The 14498-nt window shown below is 69.5% G+C and carries 14 protein-coding genes and 2 tRNA genes; 8 read left to right on the top strand and 8 right to left on the bottom strand.

Translation table 11 applies throughout. The features are described 5' to 3' along the window. Positions 1-58 precede the first annotated feature (58 nt). Positions 59-1024 (top strand): GlxA family transcriptional regulator, encoded by a 966-nt coding sequence (locus NI2_RS13290; RefSeq protein ID WP_067490494.1) that lies wholly within the window; start codon positions 59-61, stop codon positions 1022-1024. 1 nt (position 1025) lies between these two features. Here NI2_RS13290 and NI2_RS13285 read toward each other — a convergent pair whose 3' ends face one another. Then, complete coding sequence (locus tag NI2_RS13285; RefSeq protein WP_067490492.1) at positions 1026-1571, bottom strand: hypothetical protein; 546 nt, start codon at positions 1569-1571, stop codon at positions 1026-1028. Between the two features lie 94 nt (positions 1572-1665). Here NI2_RS13285 and NI2_RS13280 point away from each other — a divergent pair, with 94 nt between their 5' ends. Both NI2_RS13280 and NI2_RS13275 read left to right on the top strand, forming a co-directional pair. Then, on the top strand, positions 1666-2736 hold the full coding sequence (locus NI2_RS13280; protein WP_174552207.1) for an enoyl-CoA hydratase/isomerase family protein: 1071 nt from the start codon (positions 1666-1668) through the stop codon (positions 2734-2736). Between the two features lie 36 nt (positions 2737-2772). Continuing rightward, positions 2773-3567: an enoyl-CoA hydratase gene (locus NI2_RS13275; RefSeq protein WP_067490487.1), complete on the top strand. Its 795-nt coding sequence runs from the start codon at positions 2773-2775 to the stop codon at positions 3565-3567. Here NI2_RS13275 and NI2_RS13270 read toward each other — a convergent pair whose 3' ends face one another. The 7 genes from NI2_RS13270 to NI2_RS13240 all read right to left on the bottom strand — a co-directional run bounded on the left by NI2_RS13270 (position 3568) and on the right by NI2_RS13240 (position 7881). Further along, entirely contained in the window at positions 3568-4605 is a 1038-nt protein-coding gene (locus NI2_RS13270) for an acetate and sugar kinases/Hsc70/actin family protein (RefSeq protein WP_067490484.1), read from the bottom strand. It lies immediately after the preceding gene. 68 nt (positions 4606-4673) lie between these two features. Beyond that, a complete protein-coding gene (locus tag NI2_RS13265; protein ID WP_067490658.1) occupies positions 4674-5213 on the bottom strand; it encodes a MarR family winged helix-turn-helix transcriptional regulator in 540 nt (179 codons plus the stop codon). Between the two features lie 40 nt (positions 5214-5253). Further along, positions 5254-5325 (bottom strand) — tRNA-Cys (locus NI2_RS13260). A 65-nt stretch (positions 5326-5390) separates the two neighbouring features. Continuing rightward, positions 5391-6008, bottom strand: a complete 618-nt coding sequence (locus tag NI2_RS13255) for an Rv0361 family membrane protein (RefSeq protein WP_133733986.1) — start codon at positions 6006-6008, stop codon at positions 5391-5393. Positions 6009-6130: 122 nt separating this feature from the next. Continuing rightward, positions 6131-6203, bottom strand: a tRNA-Arg gene (locus NI2_RS13250). Between the two features lie 113 nt (positions 6204-6316). Further along, positions 6317-7003: a DUF305 domain-containing protein gene (locus NI2_RS13245; RefSeq protein ID WP_067490478.1), complete on the bottom strand. Its 687-nt coding sequence runs from the start codon at positions 7001-7003 to the stop codon at positions 6317-6319. Further along, positions 7003-7881: a thioredoxin-like domain-containing protein gene (locus tag NI2_RS13240; protein WP_067490475.1), complete on the bottom strand. Its 879-nt coding sequence runs from the start codon at positions 7879-7881 to the stop codon at positions 7003-7005. Before NI2_RS13240 ends, NI2_RS13245 begins: the two co-directional genes overlap by 1 nt. Before the next feature lie 89 nt (positions 7882-7970). Between NI2_RS13240 and argS the strand changes: the two genes are divergently transcribed. Genes argS through thrB form a run of 5 tightly spaced genes read left to right on the top strand, consistent with a single transcriptional unit; the run spans position 7971 to position 14456 of the window. Next, positions 7971-9632: an arginine--tRNA ligase gene (argS, locus tag NI2_RS13235; protein ID WP_067490474.1), complete on the top strand. Its 1662-nt coding sequence runs from the start codon at positions 7971-7973 to the stop codon at positions 9630-9632. 31 nt (positions 9633-9663) lie between these two features. Beyond that, on the top strand, positions 9664-11085 hold the full coding sequence (gene lysA / locus NI2_RS13230; protein WP_067490473.1) for a diaminopimelate decarboxylase: 1422 nt from the start codon (positions 9664-9666) through the stop codon (positions 11083-11085). After that, positions 11082-12416: a homoserine dehydrogenase gene (locus NI2_RS13225; RefSeq protein ID WP_067490472.1), complete on the top strand. Its 1335-nt coding sequence runs from the start codon at positions 11082-11084 to the stop codon at positions 12414-12416. Before lysA ends, NI2_RS13225 begins: the two co-directional genes overlap by 4 nt. Beyond that, positions 12413-13507, top strand: coding sequence for a threonine synthase (gene thrC, locus NI2_RS13220; RefSeq protein WP_067490470.1), 1095 nt, complete (start codon positions 12413-12415; stop codon positions 13505-13507). The genes NI2_RS13225 and thrC overlap by 4 nt, the downstream gene beginning before the upstream one ends. A gap of 25 nt (positions 13508-13532) precedes the next feature. Next, on the top strand, positions 13533-14456 hold the full coding sequence (thrB, locus tag NI2_RS13215) for a homoserine kinase (protein WP_067490657.1): 924 nt from the start codon (positions 13533-13535) through the stop codon (positions 14454-14456). The last annotated feature ends 42 nt before the right edge of the window (positions 14457-14498 follow it).

The following is a 14498-nucleotide window of genomic DNA, read 5'->3' as shown; positions in this document are numbered from 1 at the left end:
CCGAGTCCGGCACACGCGCACCAGTGGCTGGAAAGCCGATATGTGAAAGGATCGGGCCATGGCTGTCCATCGGGTCGCGGTCCTGGCTCGCACCGGGGTGATGCCGATGGAGCTCGGCATCGTGCACCAGATCTTCGGCTCGGCCCGCTCCGCCGACGGCGAGCGCCTCTACGAGGTGCTGACCTGTGCGATCGAACCGGGCCTCGTGCGCACGGACGCCGATTTCGCCGTCGCCGTCGAGCACGGCAACGCGACGCTCGCCACCGCCGACACCATCGTCGTGCCGGCCTCGCACGAACTCGACGAGGTCAGCGACCCCACACCGGACGAGATCGCCGAGCAGCTGCGCCTGGCCCGCGCGGCGGGGCGCCGGATCGCGTCGATCTGCACGGGCGCCTTCGTGCTCGCCCGCGCAGGCCTGCTCGACGGGCGTCGCGCGACGACCCACTGGCTGTCCGCCGACCGGTTCCGCGCGGCCTTCCCAGCAGTGCGTGTCGACGCCGCCGTGCTGTTCACCGAGGACGACGGCATCTTCACCGCGGCGGGCGAAGCGGCGGGCATCGACCTGTGCCTGCATCTGATCCGCACCGACCACGGCGCGGCCGTCGCCGGTGACGTCGCCAGGCGCACGGTTGTGCCGCCCTATCGTGAAGGCGGCCAAGCCCAGTTCATCGACCTACCGCTCCCGGCCGAGGACGAGTCGACGACGAGCCGCGCCCGCGCGTGGGCCCTGAACCACTTGGATCGACCGCTCACCCTGCGCGTCCTCGCCGAGCGCGCCGCCATGAGTCCGCGGACTTTCACCCGCCGATTCCGGCGCGAGACCGGGATGTCGCCGGGAGCCTGGCTCGCCGGACAGCGGCTGATCAGGGCGAGGCAGTTGCTCGAGCAGACCACACTCACCGTCGACCAGATCGCCGAGCGGGCCGGGTTCGGCACGGGCGCCTCCCTGCGCCAGCACTTCGCGCGAGCACTTGGCACCAGCCCCTCGGCGTACCGGGCCACCTTCCACGGCGGCGGGTAGATCAGCGGATGAGGGTTGTCTGCTGGGCGCGGATGGTGCGGAAGAAGCGTGGGCCCACGTCGGGGCCGTAGTGGTTGTAGGCGTCGATGATCTCGGCCAGTTCGTCGGCGAGGGCGCGCAGGTCGCGGGTGGCGACGATGCGGTCGAACTCGTCGGATTCCCAGCCCCACTGCGGCGGGATGTCGTCGATCGTGACGACGATCTGGTCGGCGAAGGGAGTGGTCACCGCGACGGTGAGTTCGGCCGGCGCCGCGGCCAGTGGGCTGTGCACGATCACCTCACCGGGCGCACCGGGGGCGAAGGTGCGCGCGAAGGAGATGTCCTCGCGCACCGACTCCACGATGGCGGCCGTTGTCGCATGCCTGCCCGGCCGGTGGTGCCGCTCACCGTAGACCCGGTCGGAAGGCCGAGAAGCGTTGCCGCCGCCGGTTTTTCGCAACAGCCGGTCGAGCATGCGCTGGGCGGTCGCGCGTTCGCCCGCACCGGTGTTCGCATGGTCGATCAGCGCGCGCAGCCGGGATATCCGTGCGAAGTTGTCGGTGCCCATGCGCCGATTCTGCCCCACGCACCGCCGTGGAATGGGTCACAACTCGCACCTCGCGGCTGCGGGTACTCGGACATCCGACTTTATGGTGACGGACATGGGTGAAGCCGAAGTGTTGTTCGAGGTCCGCGACCGGCTCGGTCTGATCACGCTGAACCGGCCGAGGGCCATCAACGCGCTCAACCACGCGATGAGCCTGGCCGTCACCGACGCCCTGCGTGCCTGGGCGACCGACCCGGCCGTCGACACCGTCGCCATCGTCGGTGCGGGTGAACGTGGCCTGTGCGCGGGCGGCGATATCGTCGCCATCCATCGCGACGCCAAGGCGGTCAACGACGGCGGCCCCGGCGCGCCCGCCCCGCTCGACACCGCGGCGGCCGCGTTCTGGCGCGACGAATACCTGCTCAACGAGCTGATCGACAGCTACCCCAAGCCGTATGTGGCGATCATGGACGGCATCGTGATGGGCGGTGGCGTCGGCGTCTCGGCCCACGGCAGCCATCGCATCGTCACCGAACGCTCGCAGATCGGCATGCCGGAAGCGGGCATCGGTTTCGTGCCCGATGTCGGCGGCACCTACCTGCTCTCGCACACGCCCGGCGAGCTGGGCACCCACGTCGCCCTCACCACCGCGCGAATGGGCGCGGGTGACGCGATAGTCGCCGGTTTCGCCGACACCTTCGTGCCCTCGGCCGACCTGCCCGCGCTGCTCGACGCCCTGCGTACCACCCCCGCCGACGAGGCCATCGCCAGATTCGCCACTGCCGCACCGGAATCCGAACTGGCCGCCCACGCCGACTGGATCGATCGCTGCTACCGCGCCGACACGGTCGAAGAGATCATCGCGGCCCTGCGCGCGGCCGACCTCCCCGAGGCGACCAAGGCCGCCGAAGACATCCTCGCCAAGTCACCGGTGGCGGTGAAGGCGACGCTGCGCGCCCTGCGCAACGCCCGCCGACTCAGCCTGGCCGCCGCTCTCAATGTCGAATTCCGGATCACCGTGGCCGCGCTGAGCACCCACGACCTGGCCGAGGGCATCCGCGCCCAGGTGATCGACAAGGACCGCACGCCACGCTGGTCGCCCGCGACCCTCGCCGAGGTCACCGACGCCCACGTCGACGCCTACTTCGCCCCGCTCGGCGAGCGCGAACTCGGTTTGCCCGTGTAGTCCGGTGGTGGCGCCGCTCGGTATCGTCTGCAGACCATGAGCGAGTTCGAGACGATTCTGTTGGAACGCAAGGGCGGCAGCGACGGCAAGGGCGGGGTCGGCTGGATCACGCTGAACCGTCCCAAGGCCCTCAATGCCCTCAACGCGCAGGTGCTCGCGGACATCACCGCCGCGCTCGACGAGCTCGAGCGCGACGATTCGATCGGCGCCGTCGTCCTCACCGGTTCGGAGAAGGCGTTCGCCGCCGGTGCCGACATCAAGGAGATGGCGACCAAGTCCTACATGGACATGTTCCTGGCCGACACCTTCGCCGGCTGGGACCGCCTGGCCAACTTCCGCAAGCCGACCATCGCCGCCGTCGCGGGCTACGCGCTCGGCGGTGGCTGTGAGGTGGCGATGATGTGCGACATCCTGATCGCGGCCGACACCGCCAAGTTCGGTCAGCCCGAGATCAAGCTCGGCGTCATCCCGGGTATGGGCGGTTCGCAGCGGCTCACCCGCGCGGTCGGCAAGGCCAAGGCGATGGACCTCATCCTCACCGGCCGCAACATGGGCGTCGAGGAGGCCGAGCGGGCCGGTGTCGTATCGCGCATCGTGCCCGCCGACCAGCTGCTCGATACCGCGCTCGAGGCGGCCCAGACCATCGCGAGCATGTCGCTGCCCGCGGCCATGCTGGCCAAGGCCGCGGTGAACCGGTCCTTCGAGACCAGCCTGGCCGAAGGCCTGCTGTTCGAGCGCCGGGCGTTCCACTCGCTGTTCGCGACCGACGACCAGAAGGAAGGCATGGCCGCCTTCACCGAGAAGCGGGCGCCGAACTTCACCAACAGCTAGTCATTTCGCGGGGAGCGAGCCGTCGATGAACTGGGCGGGCGTCGGCGGGTTCTTCTCGTCCGCCCGGTCGTCGGTGCCGAGCAGCCCGGCGACCGCACCGCCCAGGGTCGCGGTCACCGCGACGGCGGCGAGGAATTTGCGCCGACCTGGCCCGGACGGTGCGACCGGGTCGGTCGTCGCGCCCGCCCGCAACCGTGGCATGCGCAGGCGCGAGGGTTTCCGTGCGGCGAGCAGCACCGCGCCGCGTGCCGAAACATATTCCGGCTCAGGGTCGTACACGATCGGCAGATCCACCAGCTGACCCACGGCGTGCCGCAGCGCCGGGTTGCGCACGCATCCACCCAGCAGGACGAGCGCACCGGGTCGTACGCCGGTGTCCTCGATCATCTTCCGCACGAACGATGCCGAATGATGCAGTCCCGCTTCGCACAAGGCGGCCAGATCGCTGCGGGTGACCACGGCGCGTTCGCCGGTGTCGGCGTCGGTTGCGGTGACAACCCTTGCGCGGCTGAGCATTTCGCGATGTGTGCGGGTGGTGCGGCGGTCGGTCGCGACGCCGCCTCTGGCCAGTTGCCAGCGCAGCAGCGCGTCGTAGCCGTCGCCGCTGAGGACGGTGCTGCGCTGACTGGCGAGGATGGTGTCGGTGCGGCAGTCGGCGTGGGTGACGGTGAGGCCGGAACTGCCGAGGTCGTAGAGCATCACCGAATCGGTGTCGGGCAGCAGGCCCGTGAAACGCAGGTAGCGCAGCTGGGCGAGTGGTTCGTCGACGATGGTCACCGAGGGGCCCGCCGCCGCGCGGATGGCGTCGCCGTGCAGGTCGCTGCGGCAGGTGACGACGGTGGCGGTGACACACTCGTCGCGGGCGATGGCCGCCACCCGCATCCGGCGGATCGCCGCGAGTACCGATTCCTCCACCGAGGCGCCCGCGCGGCGCGGGATGCGCACCCGATCGAGCGGCGGTAGATGCGGTTGGTCGGTGTGGTTGAGCACGGCACGGGCACCACCCGCACCTGCCGACACCCCGAGGACCAGCACCATGCGCTACATGGTGGACCTTTTCGCGCTACCTGCCAAGCGAGTCGACCCGCGATTCGCGGCTCTGTCCCTCAGGTCGCGTGGAATGCGAGGTTTGCCGTGTCGTCGAAATCCCCGGCGGCATGGCGGAACCGGGCGAGCAGCTCGAGCAGTTGTTTGCTCTCGCCCGGAGCCAGGCCCGGCTCGGCGAAAACTTGCGCGTTCAACGCCTCGGTCGCCTCGGCGACGGATTTCCTTCCGGCGGAGGTGATTTCGATGAGGGTGGCGCGGCGGTCGCTCGGATGTGGCACGCGCTCGACCAGTCCGGCCGCTTCCAGCCGGTCGACCGTATTGGTGACGCTGGTCGGGTGCACCTGCAGGCGCGCGCTGGCTTTGGCCATCGGCAGTGCGCCCGTGCGGCTGAAACTGAGCAGTTGCAGCAGTTCGTAGCGGGAGAAGGTGAGTCCCGAGGGTTTGAGGGCCTCGTCGACGCGGGCCATCACGATCTGCTGGGCCCGGACCAGGGAGGTGACGAGGGCCATGCCGTCGGCGACCGATCCCCAGCCGTGCTCGATCCATTGCCGGTGTGCCTCGGCGATCGGGTCTCGGGGTAGCGGTCCGGTTCGTGACATGTTTTCGATCATGTCACGAACCGGGCCGCGTTCCGCATAGAGCGAGCGGCGGGAATCGAACCCACGTGAACGGCTTTGCAGACCGTCGCCTAAACCTCTCAGCCACGCCCGCCTCGCCGATGATGATGCCGGTGCGCGGCGGGTGTGCCCAGGGTTGCGATCACGGTGATCGCAATGTCAGTGCTTGTTGGCGGGGGCCGAGCAGATCTTCCAGGTGCCGTCTTCTTTGGTGAGGTGTTCCTCGGTGCTGTCCTCGGTGTCGGGCTCCTCGCCTTCGACCGAGAGGGTCAGCTGACCGACAACGGTGGCTTCCGCGTCGTCGCCGGTGATGACGATGTCGCGCACGTCATCGATGCGCACCGACACCGTCGCGGTGTCGAACTGTCTGCGCTGCTCCGGGGTGAGGTTCTCGATCTCGGCGCGGTCGGCCGCGCACGCGAGTTCGGACGCCGCGATGAACCCGTCGGAGTCGAGGGTGTCGTAGAAGTCGCGAATGGCCACCTCGATCTTCTTGTCGTCCGAGGCCAGCGGCGTGCGTCCCTGCACGGTGAGCACCACCCCCGCCGCCAGAAGCCCCAGCACGACCAATGCCAGCACCCCCAGCCCGATGAACAACCCCGTGCGCTTCTTCTTCGGTGGCGGTCCCGCCTGCGCCCCGAACCCGCCGGGCGGACCACCTGGCCCTGGATACCCCGCCTGCGGCTGCCCGGCTTGCGGCTGCCCGCCCTGTGGCTGCCCGGCCTGCGGTTGCCCCGGCTGGGGCTGTTGTCCGAACCCGTCTGATGGATCAGTCATGCCCGCTCCTGCTGTCACCGGGGACAGGCCCCGAAACCTGTGGAACCGTGCGTACAACCAGATGAACAACTGCGACGAACGAACAAGGCCCCGACCGAACGGACGGGGCCTTGAACGCGATGTGCCCTCGGCAGGATTCGAACCTGCGGCCTTCTGCTCCGGAGGCAGACGCTCTATCCCCTGAGCTACGAGGGCGGGACAGATGCCGGTCGCCGGTGGGGCGATCGGGCAGCGACAGCGTATCGCATCGGGTGCGGTGCGCCAAAAACGGTGCCGGACCGGGTGGTTGATCCCGGCCGGCACCGGGGTCAGCCGAGGGGCAGGGGGGTGGCGCCTCGGGTGGTGAGCATGGTGGTCATCAGGGTCGATTCGCCGGATTGGGTTTTCGACATGGTGGCCGCGAGGGAGCGGACGGCGGTGGTCGAGGCCTGTTCGGCGGCGTAGTCGAGCATGGGGACGCCGCCCTGGTGGTGGCGCAGCATCAGTTGCAGGAACAGCGTGTCCAGGGCGGGGCCGGTGGCCTGGCGCAGAGCCGTCATTTCCTCCTGGCTCGCCATGCCGGGCATCGCGGACACAGGGCCGTGGTGTGCGGTCGTCGGGCTCGCGCCGTGACCGTGTCCGCCGGTGTCGCTCATCCAGCCCATGAAACCCTCGACGCTCTGGCTCGGGGCGTCCCACAGCTGCAACCAGCCCTGCATGCGGCCGATCTGGTTCGACTGGGTGGTCATGATGTCGTAGGCCAGGCGGCGCACGTCGTTGTCGGTCGAACCGATCAACGCGATGCCGGCCATGTCGACGGCCTGGGCGTGGTGCACCGACATGTCCTGGTTGAACCCGATGTCGACCGGCCCGGGCGCGGCCGACTCGGCCTTCTCCAGCGGCATCCGCAGCAGCACGCCCGCTACGGCACCGAGCAGGAGCAGGCCGATCGCGCCGAGCACGAGGACCGCACCGGCAGGGCGCCTGCCGGTGGGTTCGTCGGTGGTCTCACTCATCACTGACCGGCCGGGGCGCCCGGCATCGGGATGCCCGGCAGGCCGGGGACACCCGAACCGAGCCCGCCGAGTTCGCTCGCGTCCTGGTTGGCGCCGGTGCCGTCCATCGGGATGGCGTCGGGGCCGTAGGGCGAGGAGTCGAACGGCGGCGGGTTGTTGGCGTCGAAGATCGGGTTCGAGCAGCTGGCGCCGACCTCGGGGTGCGCGTACGGGTTGGTGCGCAGCGCGGAGATGAACTGCTTGATGCGCGCGTCCTCGGCCGAGTCCAGCTTCAGCTGGTGGCCCCACGACTGCAGCGCGATGGGGGTGTCGAGGGCCGGGTACGGCGACATCATCGTGTACGGCCGGTCCTTGACGAAGTTCGACAGCTTCTCCACCCCGGCCGCGTCGACCTTGTCGGGGTTGTAGGTGATCCACACCGCACCGTGCTCGAGCGAGTGCACCGCGTTCTCCATGCGGATCGGCTTGGCGTACACGGTGCCGGTGCAGTTGGCCCAGGCCACGTCGTGCGGGCCACCGTAGGCGGGCGACTTGTCGTAGGCGACGCGCTGGGTCTCGGTGACGTGCAGTGCCGCCGGGTACTCCTGCTTCACGACGCCCTCGATCTTGGCCGCCGGGTCCTGGTTCTGCTCGCTCGGCGCCCACTCGGACAGGTCGGTCTGCGCTTCGCGGATCGCGGCCTGGTCCATGTACTTGGGCACGATGCTGTAGGCCAGCAGGCCGATCAGCGCGACGATGACCACGCCGCCGCCGAGCAGGCCCCAGGGCACTTCACGCTTCTTGTGCGGGAGTTTGCCCTTGCCCGGCTTGCGGGACGGAGACGACTTCCCCGCGGCCCGGACGGCCTTGGCTGATGTTGCGCTTGTCCTGCTCGGCATCGCTCGGTTAGCTCTTTCGACGTATGGATCGGTGCGTTCGTGGCGGGCGGTCGTGGTTGCGAGGCGCCCAGCCAATAGGATAGAGACTCGTGACTCCAGCTGACCTTGCAGATCTCCTTCGCACCACCGCGGCGAAGGTGCTTGTCGAACGTGGACTGGACTCGTCGGTCCTGCCCGAGCAGGTCACAGTGGAGCGTCCGCGCAACCCCGAACACGGCGACTATGCCACGAATGTGGCGATGCAGGTGGCCAAGCGGGTGGGAACGAATCCCCGTGAGCTGGCCGGCTGGCTGGCCGAGGCGTTGTCGGCCACCGAGGGCATCGATGTGGCCGAGGTCGCTGGTCCCGGCTTCCTGAACATCCGCCTGGCCGCGTCGGCGCAGGGCGCGATCGTCACCCAGATCCTGACCGCGGCGGACAAGTACGGCACCGGGTCGGCGCTGACCGGCACCAAGATCAACCTCGAATTCGTCTCCGCCAACCCGACCGGTCCCGTCCACCTCGGTGGCACCCGCTGGGCCGCGGTCGGTGACGCGCTCGGCCGCATCCTGGCGGCCGAGGGCGCCGACGTGACGCGCGAGTACTACTTCAACGACAACGGCGCCCAGATCGACCGGTTCGCGAAGTCGCTGGTCGCGGCCGCGCTCGGCGAGCCGACCCCCGAGGACGGATACGCGGGCGAGTACATCCAGGAGATCGCCGCGAGCATCGTCGCCGCGCATCCCGATGCGCTCACCCTGCCCGCCGATCAGCGTCACGAGCTGTTCCGGCGCGAGGGCGTGCAGCAGATGTTCGCCCAGATCAAGCAGGACCTGCACGATTTCGGCACCGACTTCGACGTGTACTTCAACGAGAGCGAACTGTTCGCCTCGGGCGCCGTCGAGCGTGCGGTCGAGCAGCTCAAGAACTCGGGCAACCTGTACGAGAAGGACGGCGCGTGGTGGATCGCTTCCACCGAGTTCGGTGACGACAAGGACCGGGTGGTCCTCAAGAGCGACGGCACTGCCGCCTACATCGCCGGCGACATCGCCTACTTCCAGAACAAGCGCTCGCGCGGCTTCGACCTGGCCATCTACATGCTCGGCGCCGACCACCACGGCTACATCGGCCGGTTGAAGGCCGCCGCGGCCGCCTTCGGCGACGATCCCGACACCGTCGAGGTGCTGATCGGGCAGATGGTGAACCTGGTCCGCGACGGCCAGGCCGTGAAGATGAGCAAGCGCGCGGGCACCGTGGTGACGCTCAACGACCTGGTCGAGCAGATCGGTGTCGACGCGGCCCGCTACTCGCTGGTGCGGTCCTCGGTGAACTCGAGCATCGACATCGACCTGGACCTGTGGACCAAGGCCAGCAGCGAGAACCCGGTGTACTACGTGCAGTACGCGCACTCGCGCACCAACAGCATCATCGGCAATGCCGCCAAGTACCCCGAATTCGCCACTGTGACACCGGATTTCGCGCTGATGACGTCCGGTCGCGAAGGTGACCTGATCCGGACCCTCGGTGATTTCCCGCGCGTGGTCGCCACCGCCGCCGAGACCCGCGAACCGCACCGGATCGCCCGCTACCTCGAAGAACTGGCCGGGGTGTACCACCCGTTCCAGTCCGACGACGACATGCGCGTGCTGCCCAAGGGCGACGACGCCGTGAGCCCGCTCAACGCCGCTCGCCTGGAACTGGTGAAGGCGACCCGTCAGGTGCTGGCCAACGGCCTGGCCCTGCTCGGCGTGAGCGCACCGGAGCGCATGTGAGCTCCGCAGACTTTTTCAGGAAGGACGCTCGATGAGTGCACACCCCGCCGGGCCTCGGCACGCCGAGATCCCGCATGCCCCGACGCTCGGCGAGCGGCCGACCGATCCGCGCGAGATGATCGACCTGCCCGAACACGTGTGGCCGCGCAACGCCTCGCGTGGTGACGACGGCGTGGTCCGGTTGGCGGGCATCCCCGTCACCGAGCTGGCCGCGCAGTACGGCACCCCGCTGTTCGTGATCGACGAAGACGACTTCCGCTCGCGCTGCCGCGACATGGTCGCCGCGTTCGGCACCGCCGCGCGCGTGCACTACGCGTCGAAGGCGTTCCTGTGCGGCGAGATCGCCCGCTGGATCCGCGACGAGGGCCTGTCTCTCGACGTGTGCTCCGGTGGCGAGCTGGCCATCGCGCTCAACGCGGGCTTCCCCGCGGAGCGAATCGCGTTGCACGGCAACAACAAGTCCGTCCCCGAGCTGGAAGCCGCCGTCGCGGCGGGCGTCGGACACGTGGTCGTGGACTCGCTCTACGAGATCGAGCGCCTGGAAGCCGTCGCCGGTGCGGCGGGCGTGGTGCAGGACGTGCTGGTCCGCGTGACCGTCGGCGTCGAAGCGCACACCCACGAGTACATCTCCACCGCCCACGAGGACCAGAAGTTCGGTTTCTCGATCGCCGGTGGCGACGCGATGGAAGCCCTGGCGCGCGTCTTCGAGGCCGACAACCTGCGCCTGGTCGGCCTGCACAGCCACATCGGCTCGCAGATCTTCGAGCTCGACGGCTTCGAGATCGCCGCCCGCCGCATGCTCGGACTGCTGCGCGAGGCGATCGACAAGTTCGGCGTGGAACGCACCGCCCAGATCTCCACCCTCGACTTGGGCGGCGGTCTCGGCATCGCCTACCTGCCCAGCGACAACCCGCCCGAGCTCGACGAGTTCGCCGCCAAGCTGCGCGACCTGGTCGCCGCCGAGGCCACCCGCGCCGGGCTGCCCGAGCCGATCATCGCGGTCGAGCCCGGCCGCGCCATCGCCGGACCGGGCACTGTCACCCTCTACGAGGTGGGCACCATCAAGGACGTCGAGCTCGACGGTGGCGCGCGGCGCCGGTACGTGAGCGTCGACGGCGGGATGAGCGACAATATCCGCCCCGCGCTCTACCAGGCCGATTACGATTGCCGTCTGGTCTCGCGGAGCTCCGACGCGCACGCCGTGGTCGCGCGCGTGGTCGGAAAGCACTGCGAGAGCGGCGATATCGTCATCCGCGACACGTGGATGCCCGCCGACGCCGGGCCGGGCGACCTGGTCGCGGTCGCGGCGACGGGGGCGTACTGCTATTCGATGTCGAGTCGCTACAACCTGCTCACCCGGCCCGCTGTGGTCGCGGTGCGCGAGGGGGAGTCGCGACTGATTCTGCGCCGGGAAACGGTGGCGGACCTGCTCAGCCTGGAGGTAGAAGGATGAACGGCACCAACGACGCGGGGCGCCCGCTCGGCGTAGCCGTGCTCGGCATGGGCACCGTCGGCACCGAGGTGGTGCGCGTACTGCGCGACCACGCCGACGACCTGCGCTCGCGCGTCGGCGCGCCGCTGGTGCTGCGCGGTGTCGCCGTGCGCGACCTGTCCAAGGACCGCGGGCTGCCCGCCGAGCTGCTCACCACCGACGCCGAGGCGCTGCTGGCCCGCGGCGATGTGGACCTGGTGGTCGAGGTCATGGGCGGTATCGACCCGGCCCGCAAGCTCATCGGCGACGCCCTCGCCGCGGGCAAGTCCGTGGTCACCGCCAACAAGGCGCTGCTGGCCGACTACACCGGCGAACTGGCCGCCGCTGCCGAGAGCAGCCGCGCCGACCTGTACTTCGAGGCCGCGGTCGCCGGTGCGATCCCGGTGGTGCGTCCGCTGATCCAGTCGCTCTCGGGTGACCGGGTGAACAAGGTCGTCGGCATCGTGAACGGCACGACCAACTTCATCCTCTCCGCGATGGACGAGACCGGCGCCGCCTACGACGACGTGCTCGCCGAGGCCACCGACCTGGGTTACGCCGAGGCCGACCCCACCGCCGACGTGGAGGGCTACGACGCCGCCGCCAAGGCCGCGATCCTGGCCTCGCTGGCATTCCACACCCGCGTCACCGCCGCCGATGTGTACCGCGAGGGCATCTCCAAGATCACCGCCGAAGACCTCGAGACCGCCTCGGCCGTCGGCTGCACGGTGAAGCTGCTCGCCATCTGCGAGCGCGTCCCCGGCGAGCCGAGCGCGGCCGAAGGCGGCAAGGACCGCGTCTCCGTGCGCGTGTACCCGGCGCTCATCCCGCGCAAGCACCCGCTCGCCTCGGTCAACGGCGCGTTCAACGCCGTGGTCGTGGAGGCCGACAACGCCGGTCGCCTGATGTTCTACGGGCAGGGCGCGGGCGGCGCGCCGACCGCGTCGGCGGTGCTGGGCGACCTGGTGATGGCGGCCCGCAACAAGTTCTACGGTGGTCGCGCACCCGGCGAATCGGTTTATGCTGAGCTGCCGATCGCGCCGATCGGTGACACCCCCACCCGCTACCACGTGAACCTGCAGGTGGCGGACCGTCCCGGCGTGCTCGCCGCGGTCGCCGACACCTTCGCCCAGCACGGGGTGAGCATCTCCACCGTGCGTCAGCAGGGTCACGGCGACGGCGCCCGGCTCGTGGTCGTCACCCACCATGCGGTGGAGTCGTCGCTGGCCGATACTGTCGCGGTACTGGCGGAAATGGATTCCGTCACCGCTGTGACCAGCGTTCTCAGACTGGAAGGCACCGAAGAATCATGAGCTCCACTGGCATCGCCCCCCAGACCGGCGTGCATTCGCGCTGGCCCGGTCTGATCGCTGCCTACCGCGACCGCCTCGCCGGTGCCGCCGATTGGGAGCCGGTGACCCTGTTCGAGGGCGGTACTCCGCTGGTCCCCGCCACGCACCTGTCCGAACTCACCGGGTGCGAGGTGTACCTGAAGGTCGAGGGCGCCAACCCGACCGGTTCGTTCAAGGACCGTGGCATGACCATGGCCATGACCGACGCCAAGTACCGCGGTCAGAAGGCCGTGCTGTGCGCGTCGACCGGCAACACCTCGGCCTCGGCCGCCGCCTACGCCACCCGCGCGGGCATGGAATGCGCCGTGCTGATCCCGCAGGGCAAGATCGCGATGGGCAAGCTGGCCCAGGCCGTGATGCTCGGCGCCAAGATCATCCAGGTCGAGGGCAACTTCGACGACTGCCTCGAGCTGGCCCGCAAGGTGACCGCCGAATTCCCGCAGGTCGGACTGGTCAACTCGGTGAACCCGGCCCGCATCGAGGGACAGAAGACCGCCTCCTTCGAAATCTGCGATGTGCTCGGCAAGGCGCCCGACGTGCACGTGCTGCCCGTCGGCAACGCGGGCAACATCACCGCCTACTGGCGCGGATACCGCGAATACCACGCCGACGGCCTCACCTCGGTGCTGCCGCGCATGCTCGGTGTGCAGGCCGCCGGTGCCGCGCCGCTGGTCAACGGTGCTCCGGTGAAGGACCCCGAGACCGTCGCCACCGCGATCCGCATCGGCGCACCCGCCTCGTGGAACGGTGCGATGGAGGCCAAGGAGCAGTCCGGTGGCGCCTTCCGGGCAGCCACCGACGAGGAGATCCTCGCCGCCTATCGTCTCGTCGCCGCGACCGAGGGCGTGTTCGTCGAGCCCGCGTCGGCCGCGAGCGTGGCCGGGCTGCTCGCCGCGCGCAAGGAGGGCTGGCTGGATTCGGGCCTTACCGTCGTGTGCACCGTCACCGGCAACGGCCTCAAGGACCCCGACAACGCGCTGGCCGGAATGCCCGAGGTCAAGCCGATCGCCGTGGATCCGGTCGCCATCGCCCGCGAACTCGAGCTGGCCTGAGTTGACCGCACGTGAGCCGACGCTGATGACAGCGACCCTGCCCGCCGGTCTCGAGGTGACCGTGCGCGTTCCGGCCTCCACCGCCAATCTCGGACCCGGATTCGATTGTCTCGGAATGGCATTGGGCATCTACGACGAAATCGTCGTGCGAACCACCGAATCCGGTCTCGCGATCCGGGTCGAGGGTGAGGGCGCCGACGACGTGCCGTGGGGACCGACCCATCTGGTCGTCCGCGCCATCGAGCGCGGCCTGGAATCGCTCGGCGTCTGGGCCGACGGCCTCGATGTCGTGTGCCGCAACGCGATTCCGCATTCACGCGGACTCGGTTCCAGCGCGTCGGCCGTGGTCGGTGGCCTGGCCGCCGGTGCCGGACTGGCCGCGAAGTTCGATCCGGCGCTTCGCCTCGACGGTGACCGGCTGGTTCAGCTGGCCTCGGAGTTCGAGGGCCATCCCGACAACGCCGCCGCCAGCGTGCTCGGCGGTGTCGTCGTCTCGTGGACCGAGACCGACGCCGAGGCCCGCGCCTACCGGGCTGTGCGCCTGGATCCCGCGCGGGCGCTGCGTCCGGTGGTGCTGATTCCGCAGGAGCGTTCGTCCACGGCACACACGCGCGGGCTGCTGCCCGAGCAGGTGCCCCACGGCGACGCGGCGTTCAACGTGAGCCGGGCGGCTTTGGCCGTCGTCGCGCTGACCGAGCGTCCCGACCTGCTGATGCCCGCCACCGCCGACCGGTTGCACCAGACCCAGCGTGCACCCGCGCTACCGCTCACCACCGCCTGGATCGAGCGGCTACGTGATGCCGGAATCGCCGCGACGGTCTCGGGCGCGGGCCCGACCATCCTCGCGCTTACGACGACGGAATTTCCCGCTGACCTGCGCGAACTGGCCGAGAAAGACGGTTTGCGCGTGGTCGAGCCAGGTATCGCCGACGGGGTGTCGATCGACTGACGGCGTGCCTGCCTTGCCGTTGTTCGTGATAGGCGGCTATTC

This window comes from Nocardia ignorata NBRC 108230, assembly GCF_001612905.1.
In the GTDB taxonomy this organism is placed as follows: domain Bacteria; phylum Actinomycetota; class Actinomycetes; order Mycobacteriales; family Mycobacteriaceae; genus Nocardia; species Nocardia ignorata.
The sequence above is the reverse complement of the archived record's forward strand: the minus strand, read 5'-3'. Positions and strand labels throughout refer to the sequence as shown.